Raw genomic sequence first — 25,312 nt, 5'->3', positions numbered from 1 at the left:
TTGGAGGCTTTATATGAGAAGTAATTATAAGGAATTGGACGAAAATGAAGTGGTTTTGATTACCGGAGCAGCAGGTTTTATCGGGTTTTATTTGGCAAAAAGACTATTGGCAAAGGGGAATGCAGTAATCGGCTTTGATAATCTAAATTCTTATTATGATATTAATCTGAAAAAGAGCAGACTTGAAATACTGGAAAAATATAAAGGATTTCAATTTATAAAAGGTGATTTAGCGGATAAGGAAGCGCTGGAAGCTATATTTAAAGATAATAAAATTGATATAGTAGTCAATTTGGCAGCACAGGCAGGTGTGCGATATAGTATAGAAAACCCAGAAGCTTATATACAGTCTAATATAGTAGGGTTTTTCAATGTATTGGAATGCTGCCGTTACTATCCTGTGAAGCACTTGCTATATGCCTCATCAAGTTCTGTCTATGGCGGGAATGATAAGGTACCGTTTTCGACTGATGATAAGGTTGATATGCCGGTCAGCTTATATGCTGCAACAAAAAAATCAAATGAGCTAATGGCGTATTCTTATTGCAAGTTATATGGTATAAAGGCTACTGGATTAAGGTTTTTTACTGTATATGGTCCGATGGGAAGACCTGACATGGCATATTTCTCCTTCTCAGAGAAGATTATGAGAGAAGAGCCAATTAAAATATTTAACGATGGAAATATGTATCGGGATTTTACCTATATAGATGATATTGTGGAAGGGATTATAAGAATGCTGGCGAATCCTCCAGTAGCGGACATAAATAATACAAATCATAAAATATATAATATTGGAAACAATCATCCTGAGAAATTAATGGACTTTATAGAAATACTAGAAAATGCCTTGGGGAAAGAAGCAAAAAAGGAGTTTTACCCTATGCAGCCTGGGGATGTTTATCAGACATACGCGGATGTATCAGAGCTTGAGAAGGATTTTGAGTTTAAACCAGCTACTTCACTTAGAAGTGGATTAAGCAAGTTTACGGAGTGGTTTTTGGGTGAATATATCAGTAAGTGATAATCGAGTAGGAGGATAATCAATTAATGATTATCTTCCTACTCAATTGTTTATGCAAAATTCGTATTCAGTTGAAAAATAACCATACGAATAGTATAATAAAAAAAGACAAGCCTTGGCTAAAAATAAAAAAATGAGGAAAAGTATATGAAAAGACAGGAAATTTTATATGTAGTAATACCTTGCTATAATGAAAAAGAAGTATTACATGAAACCACAAAAAGACTGTCAGAGAAAATGAATACCTTAATTGACAATGAGATAATTTCGGTAGAAAGTAAGATTCTCTATGTAAATGACGGTTCAAAAGATAATACATGGGAGATTATAGAAAAGCTTTACGAAAGGAATCCCTTGATACAGGGATTGAATCTTGCCAGAAACAGAGGGCACCAAAATGCTTTGCTGGCAGGATTGATGACAGCGAAGGAACATGCTGACATGGTAATTTCGATGGATGCAGATTTACAGGACGACATTAATGTAGTGGATGAGTTCGTAAAAAAATACTATGAGGGTAACGACATTGTTTACGGTGTGCGAAGTGCCAGAAAAACAGATACATTTTTCAAGAAATTTACGGCGCAAGGTTTTTATAAATTAATGCTTATGATGGGGGTTGATTTGGTTTACAATCATGCCGATTACCGCCTGATGAGCAAAAGAAGTTTGGAAAACCTGGAAGAATTTAAAGAAGTAAATCTTTTCTTAAGGGGAATTGTTCCTCAGATTGGCTATAAGAGTGCGATTGTTGAATATGAACGCAATGAGAGATTTGCGGGAGAGTCTAAGTATCCGTTGAAGAAAATGCTTGCGTTTGCAATGGATGGCATTACCTCCTTTAGTATAAAGCCTATCAGACTGATTACGACAGTAGGTGTTTTGATATTTCTGGCAAGTTTTTTGATGGGAGTTTGGTCAATCGTACAGCACTTCAGAGGTGCTACAATAGCAGGATGGACCTCTATGATGGTTTCTATCTGGGCAATCGGGGGTTTACAGATACTCGCAATCGGTATTGTGGGAGAATATATAGGAAAAATCTATATGGAGGCCAAAGGCAGACCGAGATATATAATAGAAAAATACTTGAAATAGCATGGGAAAGGTAATCGGAATTATGAAGGTATATGGAGTTATCATGGCGGGAGGCAGCGGAACCCGTTTCTGGCCTCTCAGTAGAAAGACAACCCCCAAGCAGCTCCTTAATTTAAGCGGAAACGGCTTGATGATTAATGAGACGATTGACCGCATGACAGATTTTATTGAGAAAGAAAATATATTTATCGTGACTAACGCAGAGCAGGCAGATAAGATGAAAGAGCTGGTGGAGGACGGCATTAGAATGGACCATATTTTGTCTGAGCCGGCAGCGAGAAATACTTCTGCCTGTATCGGCTATGCAGCGATAGAAATTATTCAAAAATATGGTGACGGCGTGATGTGTATTTTTCCATCTGACCATTTTATAAAGGATGAGGAAAGCTTTAGCAGAGTGCTAAAGGAGGCAATCAAGGCTGCTGAGACAAGTGAAAAGCTTGTGACAATCGGAATAACACCAACCTTTCCATCTACTGGTTATGGCTATATCAAATTTGATAAGGCGCAGACCGGAACGGTTAAGACGGTCGAAAAGTTTGTGGAGAAGCCAAATTACGAGACCGCAGTGAAATATTTAAGAAGCGGTGAGTTTTTGTGGAACAGCGGAATGTTTGTATGGAAGGCATCCACCATTATGGAAGATTTCAAGAGATTTCTCCCTAAGGTGTATAATGAGCTGGCAAAAATCGGCGCATCCATGAATACGGACAAAGAAAAAGAAACAATTGCTGAAATATATCCGGATATCCCAAGCATATCAATTGATTATGGTGTTATGGAGCGTTCCGACGAGGTCGTTGTCTTGGAAGGTGACTTTGGCTGGAATGATGTGGGAAGCTGGGATACGCTCGGAGCCTTGTATGATACGGATGAAAACGGAAATATTATAAAGGGTGACCAGATTAACATTGAGACTTCAAATTGTATCTCCTATTCCGATAAGAGGCTGATAGCAACGATAGGAATTGACAATACTATTATTGTTGAGACTGATGATGTTGTACTTGTATGTGACAAGGAAAAGGCACAGGATGTGAAGAAAATTGTTGATTTACTGAAAGCGCAGGGGAAAGAGGAATATTTGTAAAAATAGGTTACAAAAGCTGTCTCTAGGCATAAGGAGGCAGCTTTTATAATATCATGTGACTACTTCGTTTTATAATTAATCTGTTCCAGTGCAATTTTAATTAGCCGATCTGCTTCATCGGCCATAAACAGGGGGATGTTGAGCATATCATCGTCCAATTTAAGATTATCCAATGAAAAACGAATGCGGAGTTTAATTTTATCACCAAATTTTTCTTTATATTTTTTAAGGCTCTTGGATGTAGTATTGGTTTCTGCCTTAACTTCCACCGGAATAATATCATTCTCACGCTGGATGATGAAATCCACCTCATGAGGTGGATTACTCTCTGACCAATAACGCGGTGTTGCCTCAAACTGATTTAGCAGTGCCTCGAGAACATAATTTTCAGACAGTGCCCCTTTGAATTCTGTAAACAGGCGGTTTCCTTCGCCAAAGGCGGTAGGGGCGAGGAGTGCGAGACGGCGGAGCAATCCTACATCAACTAAATAAATTTTGAAGGCAGACAAATCATCATATGCCGAAATCGGAAGTCCGGGTGCAGTGCTGCGGTAAATTTTTTTCGCCAAACTTGCGTCTACAAGCCACTGCAATGCATCTTCGTATTCCCGGGCACGAGCCCCCTCTTTGACAACCCTATAAATAAATTTTTTGTTTTCCCGTGCAAGCTGTGAGGGGATAGAGTTCCAAATCATTGAGATTTTTGGGAATTCCTTTACATCGGGATGTTTGGCAAAATCACGTTCATATGCACCAATGATGTTCGAAAGAGCCGTTTGCATTGCTTCGACATCTCGCTCTTGCGTCCACATAAATATGGCTTCGGGCATACCACCTGTCACATAGTACATTTTCAACTTTTCATAAAGCGGATTGAAAAAAGCGGCGGGAATGGGCTCAAGGGTATCTATGCTCTTCAGGTATTGCATCAAATTTTCGTCACCATTTGCAAGCAAGAACTCGGAGAAGGTCATGGGATTGATCTGCATAAAATCGACTTTGCCAACCGGAAATGAAGAAGGTTTTGCAAGTGCAATACCAAGCAAAGAGCCAGCACAGGCAATGTGATACTGTGGTGTATTTTCGCAAAAATATTTCATAGAATTGATGACATTTGGGCAATCCTGTATCTCGTCAAAGATAATCAGTGTCTTTTCAGGAAGAATTTTTTGCCCACCGGCCAGCATTAGATTTTGTAAAATGCGTTCTACATCTTTAGTAGTTTCAAAAAATTGCTTGTATTCCTCGTTTTCATCAAAGTTGAAATAAGCAGTATTTTCATAGTACTCCTTGCCAAATTCCTTTAGAATCCATGTCTTACCAACCTGCCGTACACCTTTTAAAATAAGCGGTTTACGGTACTTCGAGTTTTTCCATTTTAATAAATTGTTTAAAATTAACCGTTCCATGTACAAGACCATCCTTCCTAAGTTTATATTTATTATATCTCTTTTATAAAAAAAAACAAGAAAAATCACATTATTATATAATAAATAGTGTAAAAAATCACATTTTTATTAAAAACCTTATTTGCATTGTATAATAAAATACCCATTTTGCACACTTTTTTAACAAAAAAATTGAGGATTTGGGGAAAGTGTGGTATAATGTTCGCGTTTAGCAAGGTGTTTTCGAGCATGGCAAGACAGCAACGAAGAGTGAACTGGATATTTCTCTGGAACAGGCTAAGGAATATCTAGAAACATTTGGGAAATAAAAGTATATAATAAAAATTTGGAGGCAGCTATGAAATATGATTATTTAATTGTAGGAGCCGGTTTATTTGGCTCCATTTTTGCATATGAGGCAAAGAAGAGAGGCAAAGAATGCTTGGTAATCGACAAGCGTGCCCATGTAGCAGGCAATATATATACGAACAAAACAGAGGATATTCACGTGCATGAATATGGTGCGCATATTTTTCACACGAGCAATGAACAGGTATGGAATTACATGCAGCAGTTTGCAAAGTTTAATCGTTACACGAATTCTCCGGTGGCTGTTTATAAGGATGAGCTTTACAATCTGCCTTTTAACATGAATACTTTTCATGGGCTGTGGGGAGTAAAGACTCCCGCCGAGGCAAAGAAAATGATACAAAAGCAAATTGAGGAAAGCGGTATCACAGAACCTAAAAATCTGGAGGAGCAGGCAATTTCCTTAGTTGGAAAAGATATTTATGAAAAACTGGTAAAGGGCTACACCGAAAAGCAATGGGGACAGAGTGCAAAAGATTTACCAAGCTTTATTATTAAGAGACTGCCGGTGCGCTTTACTTATGATAATAATTATTTTAATGATTTATACCAGGGGATTCCGATAGGTGGATATACACAGATTGCCGAAAAAATGCTGGAAGGTATTGAGGTACGTTTAAATACGGATTACTTTAAAAACAGGGAAGATTTGGATCAATTGGCGGACAAAACAGTGTTTACCGGTATGATTGATGAGTTTTACGGTTATCAGTTCGGAACGCTGGAATACCGCAGTCTGCGTTTTGAGAGCGAGCTGCTTGAGGAAGAGAATTATCAGGGAAATGCCGTGGTAAATTATACGGAATACGAGGTTCCATACACAAGAATTATTGAGCACAAACATTTTGAGGCAGGAACACAGCCAAAGACTATCATAACAAAAGAGTATCCGAAGACATGGGAAAAAGGTGATGAGCCTTATTACCCGGTAAATAATGAGAAAAATAACAGTATTTATGAAGAGTATAAAAATCTTGCAAATCAGGAGAAGAAGGTTATTTTCGGTGGAAGACTCGCAGAATATAAGTATTATGACATGCACCATGTGGTAGAGCAGGCATTAAACTGTGTGGTAAAGGAATTTGCCTAAGAGCGGAAATGAGGAAATAATGGATTATAAGGAAAGCTATAACAGTTGGTTAAATAGTGATTATTTTGATGGGAAAACAAAGAAAGAATTAAGCTCGCTGACAAGCGAGGAAGAGATACAGGACCGTTTTTATAAAAATTTGGAGTTTGGTACAGGAGGACTTCGCGGTGTGATTGGAGTGGGCACGAACCGCATGAATATCTATACGGTAAGAAAGGCAACACAGGGGCTTGCCAATTTTATTCTGAAAGAGGGGAAGGCGGATGCCGGTGTGGCAATCGCCTATGATTCAAGAAGAATGTCTCCGGAGTTTAGCGAGGAGGCAGCATTATGTCTGAATGCGAATGGGATTAAGACGTACCGCTTTGACAGCCTTCGTGCAACGCCTCAGCTCTCCTTTGCTGTGAGGGAGCTTGGCTGTGTCGCAGGTATTGTAGTGACAGCAAGTCATAATCCACCGGAATATAATGGGTATAAGGTATATTGGGAGGATGGCGCACAGGTGACAGCGCCAAAAGATGTACAGATTATTACGGAAGTAAATGCTATTATCGATTATTCCTCCGTAAAGACGATTTCAAGAGAAGAGGCAGAACAGAAGGGACTTTATCATGTAATCGGCGAGGAGATAGACAAAAAGTATTATGACGCGTTAAAGGCTTTGGTAGTCAATCCTGAGGCAATCCATCAGGTTGCGGATGATATTAAAATCGTATACACGCCGCTTCATGGAACAGGAAATGTTCCGGTTAGAACAATTTTGAAAGAACTTGGCTTCCGGAAAGTGTACGTGGTACCGCAGCAGGAGCTGCCGGACGGCAATTTTTCAACGGTAAGCTATCCGAATCCGGAGGATAGGGCAGCATTTACGCTGGCTCTTGAGCTTGCAAAGAAAGTGGATGCTGATATTGTTCTGGCGACCGACCCAGATGCAGACCGTCTTGGGATTTATGCGAAGGATACAAAGAGCGGGGAATATAAGGCATTTACCGGTAATATGTCGGGGGCACTTATTTGCGAGTACTTATTATCTGCGAGAAAAGAAAAAGGTTTGCTTGCGAAGAATGGTGCTATTGTGGATACGATAGTTACGACAAATATGACAGAGGCAATTGCAAAAGAATATTGTTTAGAACATATTGAAACGCTGACAGGCTTTAAATATATCGGTGAGCAGATTAAGTTTTTTGAACAGGAACAGACCTATCACTATGAATTTGGCTTTGAGGAGAGCTACGGCTGCCTTGTGGGAACTCATGCGAGAGACAAGGATGCGGTTGTTGCAGTAATGAGCTTATGTGAGGCAGCGGCATATTATAAGACGAAGGGGTTGACCCTCTGGGATCAGATGCTTCGCATCTATGAAAAATACGGATACTATAAGGAGACACTTCAGTCTGTCACGTTAAAAGGGGCGGATGGCTCCCAAAAAATTGAGGAGATTATCAATCGACTGCGAAACAATACACCAGCACAAATCGGTGAGGCAAAGGTTGTAAGTTTTCGAGACTATGCGGCTGATACGGTGACAAATATGAAAACCGGAGAAAAGACGAGTACAAACCTTCCGAAATCAAATGTATTGTATTTTGAGATGGAGGAAGAGGGCTGGTGCTGCGTGCGGCCTTCCGGCACCGAGCCTAAGATTAAGTTTTATATCGGCGTAAAGGCGGAGACATTAGACAAAGCAGAGCAAAAGCTGGAGGAATTTACAGAGGCACTGATGAAATTGGTGGAGTAATCTTGGAGCAGAGGACGATGAAGTGATTGAACCATAGAATGCTCATGGAGAATGTGAACAGTATCACAGTGAAATCAAGACTGATATGGATGTAGAAGATCTGCCATCCGGAAAGTTCGAAACCAATGGACTTGTGTTGGAGTTTACTATAATTGCTTATAATATTCTGCAAATCTTCGGACACGAAACACTCAAAAGTTTGCAATAGCTTAAATATCAAAGCAGATATAACCGGAATGCGGTTTATTAAGTGTTCCCTAATTTATAATTTCAAGATTCATAGAATAACAAAAGTACTTAGCGAGGGTGTGGCTCCTGTGAAATGTATAAAATATCATTTTTATACGACTTAGTTAAAAAAATCTTGAGTTTCATGGATTTAGATTGTACTAAAAAAAAATATATAAAAAGCATCCAAATATTGACATATAAAAACAAAGTTGGTAAACTAAAGGTGTTAGTTTTGTGACAGGATATATGGTAGGTTTTTAACTGACTTATATTATGAAAGTAATAAATATTTGTGAAAGTTATTAAGGCTAATGGATGTGTGATAGATAACAAGCGACTTTCCTATATAAGCTATAATATTGTCATATTTATGCAAGGGAAAAGAGTGTTGTAACTATAAAAGTTTTATAAAATAAAGGAGGAGCAAAATAGGATGACAGAATTAAAGTTAAAAAAAGTTAGTCTGAAAAGAGTGCTTGCAGTAATGCTTGCGATGTGTTTAAGCATATCTTCGATAGGAATGAATGTTTCAGCAGCGCCAGAAGGTTCGACTACACAGGGGCAGACAAAGGATCAAGGTCAAACAAAGGATCAAGGTCAAACAAAGGATCAAGGTCAAACAAAGGATCAAGGTCAAACAAAGGATCAAGGTCAAACAAAAGATCAAGGTCAAACAAAGGATCAAGGAACAGAAGCAACAAGTGTATCATTAGATCAGAGCGAAAAGAGCTTAGAGGTAGGCTCAAGCTTTGCATTAACAGCAACAGTATTACCAGCAGAAGCAGAACAAGCTGTAATTTGGTCAACTTCTGATGAAACAGTAGCAACTGTAGAAGATGGAAACGTAACGGCAGTAGCTGTTGGAACAGCAACGATTACAGTAGCGGTAAAATCTGATGAAACATTGATAGCAAGCTGTGTAGTAACAGTAACAGCACCTAAGGGTCATACGGATGATCAAGGAACAGAAGCAACAAGTGTATCATTAGATCAGAGCGAAAAGAGCTTAGAGGTAGGCTCAAGCTTTGCATTAACAGCAACAGTATTACCAGCAGAAGCAGAACAAGCTGTAATTTGGTCAACTTCTGATGAGACAGTAGCAACTGTAGAAGATGGAAACGTAACGGCAGTAGCTGTTGGAACAGCAACGATTACAGTAGCGGTAGCATCGAATGAGGAATTGACAGCAACTTGTGAAGTAACAGTAACAGCAACTCCAATACCGGAAGTAGAAGTAACCGGCGTAACAGTAAAGCCGGCAACTCTTGCATTAAAGACAGGTCAGAAGGAAGCTTTAACAGCTACCATAGCCCCTGCTGATGCAACAGATAAGTCTGTAACATGGACTTCATCTGACAATAGCGTAGCTACAGTAGCTAACGGCATTGTAACAGCGAAGGAAAACGGAACAGCAACAATTACAGTAACAACAGTAAATGGAAAAACAGCGACATCTAAGGTAACAGTAACAACAGATGTAACAGGTGTAACACTGTCCTCTACAGCAGTAACAGTAGCAGTAGGAAAGACAGCTACTTTGACAGCAACAGTTGCACCGGCTACAGCAAGTAATAAGACCGTAACCTTTGCAACGTCTGATGCAAAAGTTGCAACTGTAAATGCAAATGGTGTAGTAACAGGAAAAGCATCAGGAACAGCAAAGATTACAGCAACAACAGCAAATGGAAAAACAGCGACTGCTACAGTAACAGTAGCAAGTGTTACATTAAATGCTAAATCTGCAGCTTTACAGGTAGGAAAGAGCACAACAGCATTAAAGGTAGCAACTAAATTCCCTTCAAATGATACAGTGGCAAGCTGGACATCATCCAATACAAAAGTAGCAACAGTAAATAGTAACGGAAAGATAACAGCAACTAAGACAGCAGGTAAGACTACAATCACAGTAACAATGAAGAGCGGTGCAACAGCAAGTGCTACAATCACTGTTCAGAAAAAAGCTGTTACAACAAAGAGTCTTTCTATCAGCGAGAAGAAGGTAACACTTCAGAAGGGTAAGACGACTACATTAAGTGTAGCAAGAAACCCTATTACGGCTACAGAGAAGATTACATGGACATCATCTAATACAAAGGTAGCAACTGTAAATAGCAAGGGTAAAGTAACTGCAAAATCAGCAGGAACAGCAACCATTACAGCTAAGACTTCTAACGGAAAGAAAATTACAGCAAAAATAACAGTTAAGAATCCTTCTGTAAAATTAAAGAAGTCAAGCGCAACTGTAAAAGTTGGAAAGACAACTACAATTGCGATTAAGTCAATGTACCCTGCAACAGATTCTGTAAAGAGTTTCAAGTCTTCTAACTCTAAGGTAGCATCTGTAGATAAGAATGGCGTTGTGACTGGTAAGAAAAAAGGCACAGCTACAATCACAGTAACCATGAAGAGCGGTGCAAAAGCAACCTTTAAAGTAACAGTAAAGAAATAAATAATGTTTTACATAGGGTATTATCTCTATAGGTAACCCTGAATATAGGAAGAAGCACAGATATAGGGGAATTGCATATGCAGTTCCCCTATAATGATATACAGAGAATGGAAAACGAGGAAGAATGGCGAAAAAGGAAAAAAAAGTAAATTTGTATAAGTTAATGATGCAAGGAATTACAATCATTTTTTTGGTTATTATGGTAGGGATATTTCCATTGTATTACCAAAACTATTATATAGATATAGCAATAGTCAAAAAAGCTTTTTTTCAGAGTTTGGCAATGGGATTTCTTGTAATAGGAATTATTTTTGCAGTGCCATCTTTTTTTGAGGAGAGAAAAGAAGGGAATAAAAAATTAAGGATAAGTCTGACAGATGTGTTTGCAATTGTTTTTTTTGTGACAGTCAGTATTTCGTGCTTACTAAGCCCGATAGGAAGCGAAGCATTCTGGGGAAATCAAGGAAGACGGGTAGGTGGACTTTTTCTTTTATTATGTCTTGGTGTCTATTTTATGGTGTCTAGGTTTTATAAATCTAGTCAGTTGGTTTTGTGGGTATTTTTAATTGCAAATTACATCGTATTTTTGCTTATCATTTTGAATTTCTGCGGAATTGACTTGCTCCACATGTATGATAATTTAATAGATTCTGACCATAGAATATTCATTGGTACACTTGGAAACATAAATATATGTGCTGAATATGTGGGAGTTGTAACAACACTATTGATGGGTTTATATTATTTTGCTGAAGAAAAATTGTCAAAAGTATGTTATTTTGTGGCGATAGCAATGGGGATTTATTCTTGTATAGCAACAAGGTCAGAGAGCTGGTTATTGGCAGTAGTTCCTGCTTACCTTGTATTTCTTGCTGTTTCAATGTATGATACCTCAAAACTTCAAAAATGGTGGGAGCTTTGTATTGGATTCGTTTGTGGAAGTTTCCTTGTGAAAATAACAGAGGTATTTAATCAGTTTACTGGAATAAAAAACTTATGGATAAGTGATTTGAGAATACATTTTTTGCAATATACTATGATAAGCTGGAAGATACTTCTCTTAGAGTTAGCGGCATTAGTGATTTTTTGGCTGCTGCTGCACAGCAAATATGTGAAGTACTTGAACCGATATGGAAATAAAGTTTTGCTAGGTGCTGTAATTATTTTTATCGTAGTGATAGCGGCAGTTATTTTTCCATTGGAAGATTCGTTTGGAACTAATCGTGGTTATATATGGAAGCGTACCCTTATAAATTTTAAGGATATGCCTTTTTTACAGCAACTATTTGGATATGGACCAAATAGTTTTCAGCAATCAATGGAAGAGAATTATGGAGCAGAAATTAGAAGTTTATTTACAAGAGTTTTTTGGGATGCACACAATGAACCTTTGCAGTTTTTAGCGACAACCGGAATATTCGGGATGGTATCCTATATGGGAATGCAAATTTCACTCATGGTTTCTTGTATCAAGCAGAAAAACATACAGCCGATAGCGGTAATAGGGTGTGCAGTTATTGTGGGATATATGTTACAAGCTTTGGTAAATAATCCGCAGGTATTTACGACACCATTGCTCTTTATACTATTAGGGGTTATCGAAAATAAGATTAGAATAACAAAAATATCAGCAGAATAAAAAGTATTCCTCCAAAATAGTAAAAATAATAACCCTAATTGTAAAATTATTAAATTTTGCAATTAGGGTTATTTCGTTATACTAAAGAAAAGGGAGGTATGTAAAATGGCAAAGTATCAATATAAAGATAAAAACGGAAAATTTTCCTTGGAAAACCCCGAAACTTACAGCTATCTATATTTTCCGATGGCAAACGAAGCAGGCATGATGAGCAGCATTACACCCGATTTAGGCGGGGACAGTAAAACAGATCAGAACACATTCATTCTTTCTCCAGTAAGCAGTGAAAATCTTCACAATGATAAATCCTCACGGAACATCTGGTGCAAAATCAATCAAAAGGATATCTGGTCGGCAGCCGGAAAATCAAGCAGGCAGCAGGCGGAGCTTTTCAGTGGAGAGAAGGAAAGCACGGTTTTGGAAGCAGAATTTATGTGTCATACGATAGAGCGTGAGTCAAAGAAAGTCGGAATCAGGGCAAAAATAGAAAGCTTTGTGCCTTGTGACAAGGCAAAGGTTGAGCTGATGCGAGTGACGCTCCGAAATATTTCTGAGGAGAGCATGACCATTCAGCCGGTTGCTGCAATCCCGTTATACGGAAGATCAGCGGATAATATAAGAGACCACAGGCATGTGACAGCACTTTTACATAGAATACAGACAAAGCAAAACGGGATTGCCCTAAAGCCAACCTTGACTTTTGACGAGAGAGGACATCAGGAAAACGAGGTTGTTTACGGAGTGTTCGGAAGCTGTCAGGGCAAGGAGCCAATCGGTTATATTCCGACGATAGAGGAGTTTATCGGGGAGGGAGGAAGTTTGGAAAATCCTCGTGCCCTGTATCAGAATCCATTGCCGATGATGGAGGCAGGGGCTTCGGTCTGCGGCTATGAAGCGATGGGCGCACTGGTATTTCAAGAGTATGCAGTAAAGCCGGACGAAGAAATCAGCCTAATTATTGCAATTGGGCTTGATCGGGAGGAAGAGAAGCTTCTTCACACAGCTTCCTACTATCTGCAAAATACACAATTTGAGTCTGCCCTACAAAAGACAAAAAAATATTGGCATGATAAAGTAAATGTAAGCTATGAAACCGGAAATGAAGACTTCAATAACTGGATGAGTTGGGTAAGCTTTCAGCCGATGCTGCGACGAATTTATGGCTGTTCCTTTCTTCCGCATCATGACTATGGAAAAGGCGGAAGGGGCTGGAGAGATTTGTGGCAGGACTGCCTCGCACTTCTTATTATGGAGCCGGAGGCAGTGAGACAGATGCTCATTGACAACTTTGGGGGAGTGCGTATTGATGGAACGAATGCGACGATAATCGGGAGCAGGCAGGGAGAGTTTATTGCAGATCGAAACAACATCACGAGAGTGTGGATGGATCACGGTATGTGGCCGTTCTTGACAACTGATTTATATATTCAACAGACCGGTGATATCAAAATATTGTTAGAGGAAAACTACTATTTCAAGGATATACAGGCGTGTAGAGGTGAAGAAAAAGACTTCAAGTGGGAGGACAGTCAGGGAAATCACGTGAGAGACGAAAAGGGGCAGGATTACAAAGGAACTATTTTAGAGCACCTTTTGATACAGAATTTAACTGCCTTTTATGATGTGGGTGAGCATAATCATATAAAAATACGTGGTGCTGATTGGAACGATGCACTGGATATGGCGAAAGAGAACGGTGAGAGCGTTGCCTTTACCAACATGTATGCGAGCAATCTGGAGAAAATCGGAGATTTGCTGCTGACGCTTGAGGAACGGGGTATCCATGAGATTTCTGTCCACGAAGAGCTGCTACACTTACTGAAGGAGGATTGGCAGCTATATGAGTCAAAGGAGCAGAAGCAGGAGTTGTTGGAGGAGTATTGCAGAGCGTGCCTCCATCAGATAAGCGGGAGAAAGGTTGACATAAGTTGTAAAGCCATGGCAAAGAATTTAAAGGAAAAAGGACGCTTTATTAAGGAGCATATCCGAAGCAAAGAATGGATAGCCCTAGATAACGGTGATGCTTGGTACAATGGTTATTATGACAACCAAAAGAGAAGAGTTGAGGGAGAGAACAATAACGAAGTCAGAATGATGCTGACAAGCCAGGTATTTTCTGTTATGGCAGAGACTGCAACAGCGGAGCAGGTCAAGGAAATTATTAAATCTGCAGATAAATATCTTTATAACAAACAGGTCGGCGGTTACAAGCTAAACACAGATTTTCATGAGGTTAAGACAGACCTTGGAAGAATGTTTGGATTTGCCTATGGGCATAAGGAGAACGGGGCAGTATTTTCTCATATGGCGGTTATGTATGCCAATGCACTTTATAGCAGAGGGGAAGCAAAGGCAGGCTATAAGGTGATTAACACGCTCTTTGAGCATTGCAATAATTTTGAACTCAGCAAAATTTATCCGGGAGTGCCAGAGTATATTGACGCCAGAGGAAGAGGGATGTACCATTACCTGACAGGGGCGGCAAGCTGGCTGTTAGTAACGGTAATCACTAAAATGTACGGTGTGCAGGGAGAGATTGGAAATCTGAAGCTAGAACCGCAGCTTTTGAAAGAACAGTTTGACGGAAAGAAGCAAGCGTCACTTGCAATGCAGTTTGGAGGAAAAAATCTCCGCATTGTATACAGAAACGAAGAAAATCTGGAGACTGGGGAATATAAAATAAAAAATATTACAATAGACGATGTGCCATATAAAACCGATACCCCGTGGATAGCAGAGAGTGACATAAAAGCATTGTCACAGGAGTCCCATCTTGTGATGGTGGAGCTTGGGAGATAAGGAGGAGTCAATGAAGAAGGAACATATTGATGTGGTAGAGATGCCAAAGGAAGGCTATCAGCCTCTTGTGGATTTTGAAACATGGCGGGTTGCCGTGCTCAAGTACTGTGAGGATGTGCGTCTGGAAAATATAAAAACGATGCAGCGGCATATGGAAACGGACGAGGTGTTTGTGCTGTTAAAAGGAAACTGCACGCTGATTACCGGAGAAAGCGGGGACGACATCGGCAAGATTGACCAAATAAAGCTGGAGCCGCACAAGCTGTACAACGTCAAAAAGGGCGTATGGCACAATCATGTAATGGATGAGGAGGGAGAGGTGCTCATTGTGGAAAATCAAAATACATGTGATGATAATTCACCTATTCTTCCTTTATCCGAGCAGAAAATACTTGAAATGAAAGATAGGCTTGCCGACTAAATTATGTTAAAATATGCGTAAAGGAAAAGCAAGGAGGAAGGGAATGAAAGGGATAAGAAAATTTTTCGGGCGATTTAAAATTAAGACAAAGATAATTTTATTGTATCTCACGGTTCTCCTTCTCTCTTTTCTTATGACGTTTACGATTATTTCGAAGGTAAATGAGGCATACACCAAGCGTGAGGTGGGAAACGCAGGTATTCAGACAGTGAATGCCCTGAAGGGAAATCTGACATTGGTATTTGAGAATGTAACGCAGTTTTCCAATCTTATTTATTTTGATGACAACGTGCAGGACTCCCTTAAAAATGTAAAATCTAAAAATATCGACCCGACAATTCAGCGACGAATCACAAAGAGTTTAGTAAATATGCTGTTGTCGGGTGACTATATTTCCAGTGTATTCATCTTTGATAAGTACAACAATTATTATAATACATATAAGGTCGGTCCCATCAGTGTGCATAGTGAAAAGATAGAAAGCACCGATTGGTATGCACAGATGCAGGAGGCGAACGGAAATGGCTTTTTTATCCATAAAAGTGAGGATATCCTGGAATTTCCTACGAGAAAGGATAAAAACTATATCACCTACATAAAGGAGATTGGTGCCGTAAACACATACGAGCCACTTGCTACTTTGCTGGTAACGGTTGATGAGACAACAATCCAGTCTTACTTTGAGGAGGTAAGCTCAGTCTATGATTCACATTTCTTTATCGTGGACGGAGAGGGTAATTATATTATTCCACCGAGCCAATATGAAGAGGAATATGCCGAGTATATTGACACTCATAAAACCTCAAAAGCTGGCTATGAGATGGTAGATATCAAGGATTCTACTGTAATTATGGTCAGTCAGGAGATGGGGATTTCAGATTGGAAGCTTGTGGGCTCTTTTCAGATGGACAATTTAAAAGCACTCACTCCGTACTATACGACAGTTATTATTTTGATTATGTGTCTGAATATCCTGTTCGTTTTTATCTGCTCGATGGCGCTGACGAGGTTTATTTTTACTCCTCTGGCAAAGCTGGAAAAGCACATGAAAATGGTGGAGGAAGGAGAATTCATTCCAATCAGGATAGACGGAGAACAGAATGAAATCAACAACCTGAAAAAGGTGTTCAATCATATGACGAAGTCGATTCAGAACCTGATAGAGAAGGTGAAGGTTGAGGAAAAAATCATTGCAAAGGGAGAGCTTGACTTAATACAGGCACAGATTAACCCGCATTTTCTTTATAATACGCTGGATGCAGTGTCTGCACTGGCACTGATGAAGGATAATGAGAGCTGCTTTAAGATGACGCAGGCACTCGGAAGCTTTTATCGGAACAGCTTAAACAGCGGACTTGATTTTGTCACGATTCAGGATGAAATTCAGTGTATCCGAAGCTATATTACGATTTTGAATATCCGTTATGATGATAAAATCAAAGTGGAATACGATGTGGAGGAGCATTTGCTAAATTGCAAAATTCTAAAGCTGCTTTTGCAGCCGTTGATTGAGAACGCCGTACATCATGGCATTAAGGGAAATGACGGTGCAGGGCATATTTTAGTAAAAATATTTGAGGATGAGGAAGAAATTATCTTGATTGTGTTAGATGACGGTGTCGGAATGAGCGAGGAGCGTGTCCATTCCATTATGGAAGGAAAGAGCGTCACCGGCAAATCAGGCTTTGGAATATATAGTCTAAAGCAGAGAATTACGTTGTATTATGGTATTCAGAACCCGATTATGATACATAGTGAGGTAGGCGGTGGCTGCGAGATAACAGTGCGGGTAAAGAAGATGGAAGAAGGTGAGGCAGTTGAGCATTAAAGTGTTGTTGGTGGACGATGAAAAGCTGGAGAGGGTACTGATTCGAAACGGTTTTGACTGGGAAGGAAACGGCTTTGAAATTGTAGGCGAGGCTGGCTCGGGTGAGGAAGCAATGGAATATATGCTGCATCGTAAACCGCAAATTGTGCTCACGGATATCAGCATGCCGCACATGGACGGACTGGAGCTGTCGGAGAAGATTTTAAAAGAGGACCCGAGCTGTCGCATTATCATTGTAACAGGATATCGGGAATTTGATTATGCAAGGCGCGCTGTGAAAATAGGTGTGGAGGATTTTCTCTTAAAGCCTGTGAATATCGATGAAATTGCCGAGCTTGCCGGCAAAATAAAAGAGGAAATCAGGCAGGAGGAAAATCAGGTAAAGGCAGTCGAGGAGTTGAAGGCAAGTGTGCTTGCAGACCAGGATATTGTGATGGAGAGCTTTTTTCAGAGACTGGTGGAGTGCCGCATTCCTGAGGAGGAGGCAAGACGTAAGCTTATGCTCTATAACTGTGAAAACATCATGAAGGGATGTATCTGTCTGAACCTCAAACTGAAGGAAGATGACGGAGAAAGGCTTTCTAAGGAGCATAAACAGGTTTTTGATCTAATTAAGGAACAGGATTATGACAACGTAATCTGCTTCACCCACTATATGCAAAATATTCTGATTTATTTTACCGATTCCGACTATAAGAGAATAAAGGATATTGCTGTGACCTTACACGAAACGCTGGATAAATCTATGGGGATTCCTGCAACAATCGGAATCAGTGAATGGAATACAGGATTTTTCGGTATTGCCAATGCCTTTGAGCAGTCAAAAAAGGCAATCAGTGCCTCTGTTTTTCTTGGAAGAAACCGTTGTGTTACATACAAGGAATACGAGGAGGTTATGAATCAAAATGAGAATAAGAATGAGATTGACTGGGAGGATTTTCTCTTTGCGGTTCAAAACTGTCTGGTGGATAAGGTGGAGGAATACATTAAGGAATATGTGGATCTGATCCGAGGTGCTAGGATGACGGATATGGAATATCTTCGCCTGATGACAATGAATATTCTGACAAGGGCTGGCACGACGTTGAATAAATACGGGATAGGGCTTTCCCAACTCATAGGTGAGGAGCGTATTTATAAGCAAGTGCGTCACATTAATACGGTAGAGGAAATTACAAGCTATCTGGAAGAGGTCATGCACATCATTATGGAATACCATGAGAGTAAAAAGTTAAAGCAAGGCAATAAGGTGGTAGAGGAAGCAGCGACATATATTTCGGAGAATTTATTTGACCCTGAGCTGTCTCTTCGGCTTGTGGCTTCCAAAATCTATTCGAATGAGAGTTATCTAAGCAGGGTGTTTAAAAAGGAAAAAGGTATCAGCCTGATTGAATATATTTTGAAAAAGCGAATTGAGGAGAGCATACGTCTGCTCAACACAACGGATTTGAAGGTATATGAAATTGCGGAGAAAATCGGTTTCAGAGACTCTCATTACTTTAGCATCTGCTTTAAGAAGCTGACGGGTGTTACGGTGAAGGAGTTTAAGAGGGAGAAGTATTGAGTATAATAAAAACAAGATGAAGCTGTAAACAGCTTCACTTGTCATGAATAAAGAGTGTGAGCGTTGCTCACACTTTGTTTTTTTCTGCAGGGGAGGGGAGGCAAAAGGTAATATAAAGTAAAAATAGTTACCTTTTGGGGCAAAATATTAAATTGAGAATTGGGCGAAGTTTGAGTATACTGATTTTAACATAACGCATGCGATGTGAAAGAAGTTTTTAGGAGTAAGTAATTTATAATCAATTAGGAGGATTAGAAATGAAAAAGAAAACTGGGAAAAAGATATTATCCGCAGTGTTGGCAGCAACTCTGACAGTAAGCTTGGCAGCTTGCGGCAGCAGTGGGAAAACTGAGGAAACCACAGGCAACACTTCAAATGATACAGCAGCAACAACAATAGAGGCGTCCACGGACTCTTCCTCTGATGAAAAAATTACATTGAATGTATGGCACCAATGGTCTAATGATACAAATGAGTTAAAGAAATTATATGATATTGCAGTAGGCAATTATATGTCAGAGAATCCGAATGTAACAATCAACACACAGACATTGGATTCAGAAGCTTATAAGACAAAGATTTCAGCAGAATTTACAGGCGATGCTTCCGGTATTGACGTATTTTATTACTGGGGAGCGGGAACAGCAAAGAAGCTGGTAAATGCAGATAAATTATTACCGCTTGACGATTATCTGACAGATGAGGTGACAGGAAAGTTATTACCGGGCTCCACAAATGCTTTTATTTATGACGGAAAGACTTATTCTCTTCCATCTTTCTCCTGGTACATGACATTATTCTGCAATCAGGAACTGTTTGACCAGGCGGGAGCAACTATTCCTACAACTTATGATGAATTGCTTGATGCAAGCCAGAAATTAAGCCAGTTGGATGGTGTTACCCCAATCGCAGCAGGAGCAAAGGATGGCTGGAATGCAGCGTTCGTTTATCAGGCATTGGCGATGAGAGAAGTAGGAGCGGAAAATGTCAACAAGATGTTAAACGGAGAGGTTCCGTTTGGTGAAGACGCAGGCTATAAGGCAGCGGCAGAAAAGGTATTAGAGCTTTACAATGCAGGAGCTTTTGGAAAGAACCCATTAGAATCAGGAAATGATGATGCTAACTCTGCATTTATCACAGGAAAAGCAGGAATGCGTATCATGGGAAGCTGGTTTGCAAATCAAGTATATACAGATGATACCGCAACCATTAACCCGGATAAGGTAGTTGCAGTGAAAATTCCTATGATTACAGGAACAGGAAATGAAAGTGATTACTGCGGCGGATTTATTGAGTCCTTCTGGGTAAATAAGAGCACAAAATATGCAGACGAAGCAGCAAAATTTGCAATTTATATCAATGAGCAGATGGGAAAAGCAGCTTATGAGACAGGAACAGGTTTCTGTGGCTGGGATGTAGAGACAGACGAGAGCAACATCAATCCGTTGTTCATTCAGATTAAAGATTTGGTTTCAGAAGGACAGACCAGCGTACTTGCTTGGGATACCTCATTGGATGCAAATCCGGCAACAATACATAACGAACAAGTACAGACTTTATTTGCACCTGATGCAGACGTAGATACATTTATTGAGGAGCATGAAGCGGCAATTAACCAGTAAATGTTTTATTAGGGCAATTTTATATGAAAAAAGATTGTCACAAATGTGACAATCTTTTTTCATTATAAAGCAGCTAAAGGAGGATTTTAAATGGATAAAATGTTAGGCAGAAAAAGCTATATCGCTGTATTTGTTTTGCCGGCACTCTTAATATTTGTAAGCTTTGTGCTTATTCCGCTTGTCATAAGCGGAACCTACAGTCTTTTTGAATATGACGGCATCGGTAAGATGAAATTTCTGGGACTGCAAAACTACATCGATATGTTTACAGCGGACCGCTATTTTCCAAAGGCTGTGGCAAACTCTCTTGTATTGGTAGCGGCTTCCCTTCTCATACAGCTTCCGATTTCTTTAATACTGGCACTTGTGCTGGCGCATGGCGTGAAGGGGGAGAAATTTTTCCGCACGGTATACTTTGTTCCGGTTGTTATTTCCAGTATGGTAATCGGTCAATTATGGATGAAAATATTCCACAGTGAATATGGATTGTTAAATATTTTAATCAGTGCAATCTCGGGGGATACCTTTGACTATTCATGGCTTTCCAATTCAAAGACGGCATTTTTGTCCACGGTTGTACCGGCAGTTTGGCAGTATATCGGGTATCATTTGCTTATTTTCTATGCCGGAATTAAGTCGATTTCGACAGAGTATTATGAGGCGGCACAGATTGACGGTGCTACAAAGTGGCAGACCAATACAAAAATTACGATTCCGCTTCTGACGCCGGTTATCAAAACATGTGTTATTTTTTCTATCACGGGTTCCCTGCGTTCCTTTGACCTGATTTATGTTATGACGGGCGGCGGACCAAATCACGCAAGTGAGGTTCCGGCAACCTTGATGTACAACAACCTGTTTCGAAGAGGCTTGTACGGATACGGAAGTGCGCAGGCATTTTTCATTGTAATTGAGTGCTTGTTATTCACATTTATTATCAGCCGCATTTTCAAGAAATCAGAACAAAACGCGTCTGCAATATAGAGGAGGAAGAGAGATGAACAGCAAAAAAGTAACAAAAAGTATAAAAATGATTATTTTGTCTTTGATAGCAGTTACACAGATTTTTCCTTTGTATTGGCTTATTACCTTTTCTTTAAAAAGCAACGCAGAAATATTTGGGGAAAATGTAATCGGATTGCCGAAGGTTTGGCGGTTTGTCAATTATGCTACAGCTTTGACGGATGGAGGAATTTTGAGATACTTCCTGAATTCCGTATTTTACTCGGCAGTTACAGTTGCAGTGGTGGCAGTTATCTCAGCGATGGCAGCTTATGCGATTGCCAGAATGAAATGGAAGCTTAAGGATACCGCATTTGGCATTTTTACTGTGGGTATCATGATACCTTCACAGGCAGCACTTCTCCCGCTCTTTCAGATTATGGATAAACTTGGATTAAAGGGAGGCTATCTCGGACTCTTAATACCTTATATCGCATTTGGAATTCCGATGAGCGTTATGATTTTGACCGGTTTTTATAAGGGAATCCCGAAAGAGATGGAAGAGGCGGCATATATGGACGGCTGCGGCATATTCAGATGCTTTCTTGCAATTATGCTTCCGATGGTGAGACCGGCGGTTGCAACGGCATCTATCTTTACATTTCTCGGAACATGGAATGAATTGATGTTTGCAAACACATTGGTAGACAGTGCGGATTATCGTACGCTTCCGGTAGGAATTATGTCCTTTGCAGGGCAATACTCTACAGATTGGGGATTGATTGGTGCAGGTATGGTAATTGCCACATTGCCGACAATTTTAATCTATTTTCTGTTGAGCAACCAGGTGCAGGAAAGCTTGGTGGCGGGAGCGGTAAAAGGATAGGAGAAAGACTATGTTTGATAAAAAGGGACGTTTTATAATAGAAGATTACAACAGGCAATCCACTTTCTCAAGTTTCCTGCCAGGTATAAGCGGCTTGGAGGGAATTCCGATATGGTGTTTTTATGTAAACCGCGGGCAGGCAATTGCGAGCTTTGGAACGGAGGATAAAAATCATTCCATTATGGAGTTTTATCCGGCACATCAGGCGTATCAGCTTGCCAAGACAATGGGATTTCGGACATTTTTAAAGGTAGACGGGCAGTTTTATGAACCGTTTTGTTCAGATGAGAAAAAGACCAGAATGTACATAGGCATGAATGAGTTGGAAATTGAAGAGTGGCATGAGGAGCTTGGAATACAGGTCAATGTGTTGTATTACACACTTCCGAATGAGAAGCTTGGCGGTCTGGTCCGCAAGGTGACAATAAAAAATAAAAGGGATGCAGAGAGGAAAATTGACGTGCTTGACGGCATGCCCGCAGTTATCCCTTATGGAATTGAGCTTGGTGCCCTAAAGGAAATGGCGCAGACGATGAAGGCGTGGATGCAGGTGGAGGATACGGATGAAAAGCTGCCTTACTACCGTGTCCGCTATAGCACAAAGGACAGTGCCAAGGTATCAAAAATTGAAGAAGGAAACTATTATATTTCTATGACAGGCAAGGGGGAAAGACTTCCGATTCTTGCGGACCCCCAAATTATATTCGACTACGACACCTCCTGTCAGAAGCCGGTAGGTTTCTTAAATAACAGCATAGGAGAGCTGCTTCAAAAGAAGCAGATGGTACAAAATCAGGTTCCTTCCGGTTTTTGTGCCTATGAAGGAGAACTAAAAGAAAAGGAAGAAACCTCGCTTTATTCTGTAATCGGGCAGGCGGCGAGCAAGAAAATTTATCAGGAATTTGCAGAGAGATCTAAGGAGCAGAATTATTTTGTGCGTAAGTACGAGGAGGCAAAAGCTCTTACCATGGACGTGAGCAAAGGTATGGAAGCAAAAACAGGCAACCGGATATTTGATGAATATTGCAGACAGACTTATGTGGATAATGTACTAAGGGGTGGATACCCTGTAACACTTGGAAACAATCATATCTTTTATGTATACGGAAGAAAGCATGGCGATATTGAGCGAGATTACAACTTTTTTCGTATGCTCCCCGAATACTATTCTCAGGGAAACGGAAACTTCCGAGATGTGAATCAAAATAGAAGATGCGACGTATTGTTCTCGCCGCATGTGCGAGATTACAATATTAAGCTGTTTTATAACCTTATTCAGCTAGATGGATATAATCCGCTTGTCGTAAAGCAAGTAAGCTATGAGACGAAGAATTTAGAACAGGTTTTAAGCTGCGTAAAAGAAGATGACAGAAAAAGGGTGACAAAATTTTTGGAAAAAGAATTTTCACCGGGAGAGCTTCTGGGATTCTTGGGAAGAGAGAATATCACAACAACATTGCCGAAGGAGGAATTTTTAGGAAAGGTAATCGACCATGCAGAGCAGAAATTAAATGCAGATTTTGGAGAGGGCTACTGGACGGATCATTGGACCTATAATCTGGACCTGATTGAAGCTTATTTGAAGGTTTTTCCCGAGGAGGAAAGACGTTTACTGCTGGAGGATGCGTCCTACACCTATTATGAGGCAAGGGCGGTTGTTCTTCCAAGGGAGCAGAGATATGTCGTGACGGAGGACGGGGTACGGCAGTATAATTGTGTCGATGAGGAAATAAAAGCGGAAGTAACATATCATGAAGTAAGGGACAGATTTGGAGAAGGTAAGATTTATCACTCCAATCTTTTGACAAAGCTTCTAGTTATGATACAAAATAAATTTGCTACTCTTGACATGTTTGGAATGGGAATTGAGATGGAGGGTGGAAAACCGGGCTGGTATGATGCACTAAACGGCTTGCCGGGAATGTTTGGATCCTCCATGGCAGAGACCTACGAGCTGCACCGTTTGTTAAAGTATGTGCAAAAGACAGTGAATGCCTATCAGGCAAAGGCTGAGGTGTTTAACGAGCTTTATGATTTTATAATTGATACGGATAATGCTCTTAAGACGTATCGCCGGTGTCAAGAGACTAAGTTCTGGGTATGGAACAAGCTGAACGAGGCAAAAGAAACCTACAGACAAAAGACGATATGGGGCATTGAAGGAAGCTGCAAAATATTGGAGTATGATGAGCTTGCAGCTCTTCTGCAAAACTATATGGACTATGTGGAGGAGGGAATTGAGGAGGCTGTAAACGGCATACATGGCATATGCCCTACCTATTTTTCCTATGAACTGATTGACTATGAAATAGTTGAAAATATGGTGGTACCAAAGCGATTTGAGCAAAGAGAAATGCCGCTGTTTCTGGAAGGAGCGGTACGTTACTTTAAATTTTTGCCCTCTGCCAATAAAAAAAGAAAACTGTATGATGAGGTGAAAAAGAGCGGTCTCTATGATAATAAGCTTCAAATGTATAAGGTGAACGCATCCCTTGCAAATGCTTCCTTTGAGATCGGAAGGGCAAAGGCATTCAGTGCAGGCTGGCTTGAGAATGAATCAATCTGGCTGCATATGGAATATAAATATTTGCTGCAACTGTTGAAGAATGGCTTATATAAAGAGTTTTATGAGGATTTCCACAAGGCTTGTATTCCGTTTTTGGATTACAAAATGTACGGAAGAAGTCTTCTGGAAAACTCCTCGTTTTTGGCAAGCAGTGCCAACAGTAATGCGCAGCTTCACGGAAAAGGCTTTGTTGCAAGGCTAAGCGGTTCCACAGCAGAATTTTTAGAAATCTGGCAGCTTATGATGTTTGGGGAAAACCCGTTTCATTTCGAAAAGGAAGAGTTAACCTGCATACTGCAGCCTGCCCTGCCATCCTACTTAATAGCAGAGAATAATACGGTTGAAGCTATATTTCTAGGAAATACGCGGGTTATTTACCAAATAAGCGAGAAGAAAGATTTAATTCCGTCAAATTATACGGTTGCCAAAATAACAGCAGAGCATATGGATGGCAGAATTGAGCAGTTCAAGAATAAGGTAGAAGGGGAAACTGTACATCTGCTTCGAAATGGCAAGATAAAGCAAATAGTATGTGAAATTCAGGTAAAGCAGCCGTTGTAGGGGG

16 protein-coding genes and 1 pseudogene are annotated in these 25,312 nt (G+C 40.1%); 16 read left to right on the top strand and 1 reads right to left on the bottom strand.

What is annotated here, in order from left to right:
- Nucleotides 1-13 precede the first annotated feature (13 nt).
- The 3 genes from CTY48_RS02905 (at nt 14) to CTY48_RS02895 (ending at nt 3,212) form a co-directional block, all read left to right on the top strand.
- Nucleotides 14-1,024 (top strand): NAD-dependent epimerase, encoded by a 1,011-nt coding sequence (locus CTY48_RS02905; RefSeq protein WP_099467017.1) that lies wholly within the window; start codon nt 14-16, stop codon nt 1,022-1,024.
- Nucleotides 1,025-1,171: 147 nt separating this feature from the next.
- Nucleotides 1,172-2,122, top strand: coding sequence for a glycosyltransferase family 2 protein (locus CTY48_RS02900; RefSeq protein WP_099467016.1), 951 nt, complete (start codon nt 1,172-1,174; stop codon nt 2,120-2,122).
- Between the two features lie 22 nt (nt 2,123-2,144).
- On the top strand, nt 2,145-3,212 hold the full coding sequence (locus CTY48_RS02895) for a mannose-1-phosphate guanylyltransferase (RefSeq protein ID WP_099467497.1): 1,068 nt from the start codon (nt 2,145-2,147) through the stop codon (nt 3,210-3,212).
- 59 nt (nt 3,213-3,271) lie between these two features.
- Here CTY48_RS02895 and CTY48_RS02890 read toward each other — a convergent pair whose 3' ends face one another.
- Nucleotides 3,272-4,621, bottom strand: coding sequence for an ATP-binding protein (locus CTY48_RS02890; RefSeq protein WP_099467015.1), 1,350 nt, complete (start codon nt 4,619-4,621; stop codon nt 3,272-3,274).
- A gap of 337 nt (nt 4,622-4,958) precedes the next feature.
- Between CTY48_RS02890 and glf the strand changes: the two genes are divergently transcribed.
- The 13 genes and pseudogenes from glf to CTY48_RS02825 all read left to right on the top strand — a co-directional run bounded on the left by glf (nt 4,959) and on the right by CTY48_RS02825 (nt 25,308).
- Entirely contained in the window at nt 4,959-6,059 is a 1,101-nt protein-coding gene (gene glf, locus CTY48_RS02885) for a UDP-galactopyranose mutase (protein ID WP_099467014.1), read from the top strand.
- Between the two features lie 19 nt (nt 6,060-6,078).
- The gene (locus CTY48_RS02880; protein ID WP_099467013.1) at nt 6,079-7,800 is read left to right on the top strand and encodes a phospho-sugar mutase; all 1,722 of its coding nucleotides are present in this window, start codon (nt 6,079-6,081) and stop codon (nt 7,798-7,800) included.
- Nucleotides 7,790-7,999 (top strand): annotated as a pseudogene (locus CTY48_RS19795) (IS1380-like element ISClba1 family transposase); the annotation flags it as partial. The gene CTY48_RS02880 and the pseudogene CTY48_RS19795, both read left to right, overlap by 11 nt.
- A 465-nt stretch (nt 8,000-8,464) precedes the next feature.
- The gene (locus CTY48_RS02870; protein WP_099467012.1) at nt 8,465-10,480 is read left to right on the top strand and encodes an Ig-like domain-containing protein; all 2,016 of its coding nucleotides are present in this window, start codon (nt 8,465-8,467) and stop codon (nt 10,478-10,480) included.
- A 124-nt stretch (nt 10,481-10,604) separates the two neighbouring features.
- On the top strand, nt 10,605-12,119 hold the full coding sequence (locus tag CTY48_RS02865) for an O-antigen ligase family protein (RefSeq protein WP_099467011.1): 1,515 nt from the start codon (nt 10,605-10,607) through the stop codon (nt 12,117-12,119).
- 105 nt (nt 12,120-12,224) lie between these two features.
- Nucleotides 12,225-14,918, top strand: a complete 2,694-nt coding sequence (locus CTY48_RS02860) for a GH36-type glycosyl hydrolase domain-containing protein (RefSeq protein WP_099467010.1) — start codon at nt 12,225-12,227, stop codon at nt 14,916-14,918.
- Nucleotides 14,919-14,928: 10 nt separating this feature from the next.
- Nucleotides 14,929-15,339, top strand: a complete 411-nt coding sequence (locus tag CTY48_RS02855; protein ID WP_099467009.1) for a cupin domain-containing protein — start codon at nt 14,929-14,931, stop codon at nt 15,337-15,339.
- Nucleotides 15,340-15,382: 43 nt separating this feature from the next.
- Nucleotides 15,383-17,167 carry a sensor histidine kinase gene (locus tag CTY48_RS02850; protein ID WP_180272622.1) on the top strand — a complete coding sequence of 595 codons (1,785 nt, stop codon included), beginning with the start codon at nt 15,383-15,385 and terminating at the stop codon, nt 17,165-17,167.
- On the top strand, nt 17,157-18,731 hold the full coding sequence (locus CTY48_RS02845) for a response regulator transcription factor (protein WP_180272621.1): 1,575 nt from the start codon (nt 17,157-17,159) through the stop codon (nt 18,729-18,731). Before CTY48_RS02850 ends, CTY48_RS02845 begins: the two co-directional genes overlap by 11 nt.
- Before the next feature lie 257 nt (nt 18,732-18,988).
- The gene (locus tag CTY48_RS02840) at nt 18,989-20,353 is read left to right on the top strand and encodes an ABC transporter substrate-binding protein (protein ID WP_099467006.1); all 1,365 of its coding nucleotides are present in this window, start codon (nt 18,989-18,991) and stop codon (nt 20,351-20,353) included.
- Nucleotides 20,354-20,443: 90 nt separating this feature from the next.
- Nucleotides 20,444-21,337: a carbohydrate ABC transporter permease gene (locus CTY48_RS02835; protein ID WP_099467005.1), complete on the top strand. Its 894-nt coding sequence runs from the start codon at nt 20,444-20,446 to the stop codon at nt 21,335-21,337.
- A gap of 13 nt (nt 21,338-21,350) precedes the next feature.
- The gene (locus CTY48_RS02830; RefSeq protein WP_099467004.1) at nt 21,351-22,181 is read left to right on the top strand and encodes a carbohydrate ABC transporter permease; all 831 of its coding nucleotides are present in this window, start codon (nt 21,351-21,353) and stop codon (nt 22,179-22,181) included.
- 10 nt (nt 22,182-22,191) lie between these two features.
- Nucleotides 22,192-25,308 (top strand): hypothetical protein, encoded by a 3,117-nt coding sequence (locus tag CTY48_RS02825; RefSeq protein ID WP_099467003.1) that lies wholly within the window; start codon nt 22,192-22,194, stop codon nt 25,306-25,308.
- Nucleotides 25,309-25,312: the final 4 nt, after the last annotated feature.

The organism is Konateibacter massiliensis (genome assembly GCF_900184995.1).
Lineage (GTDB): Bacteria > Bacillota > Clostridia > Lachnospirales > Lachnospiraceae > Lachnotalea > Lachnotalea massiliensis.
This window is presented reverse-complemented; position numbering and strand designations above follow the sequence as displayed.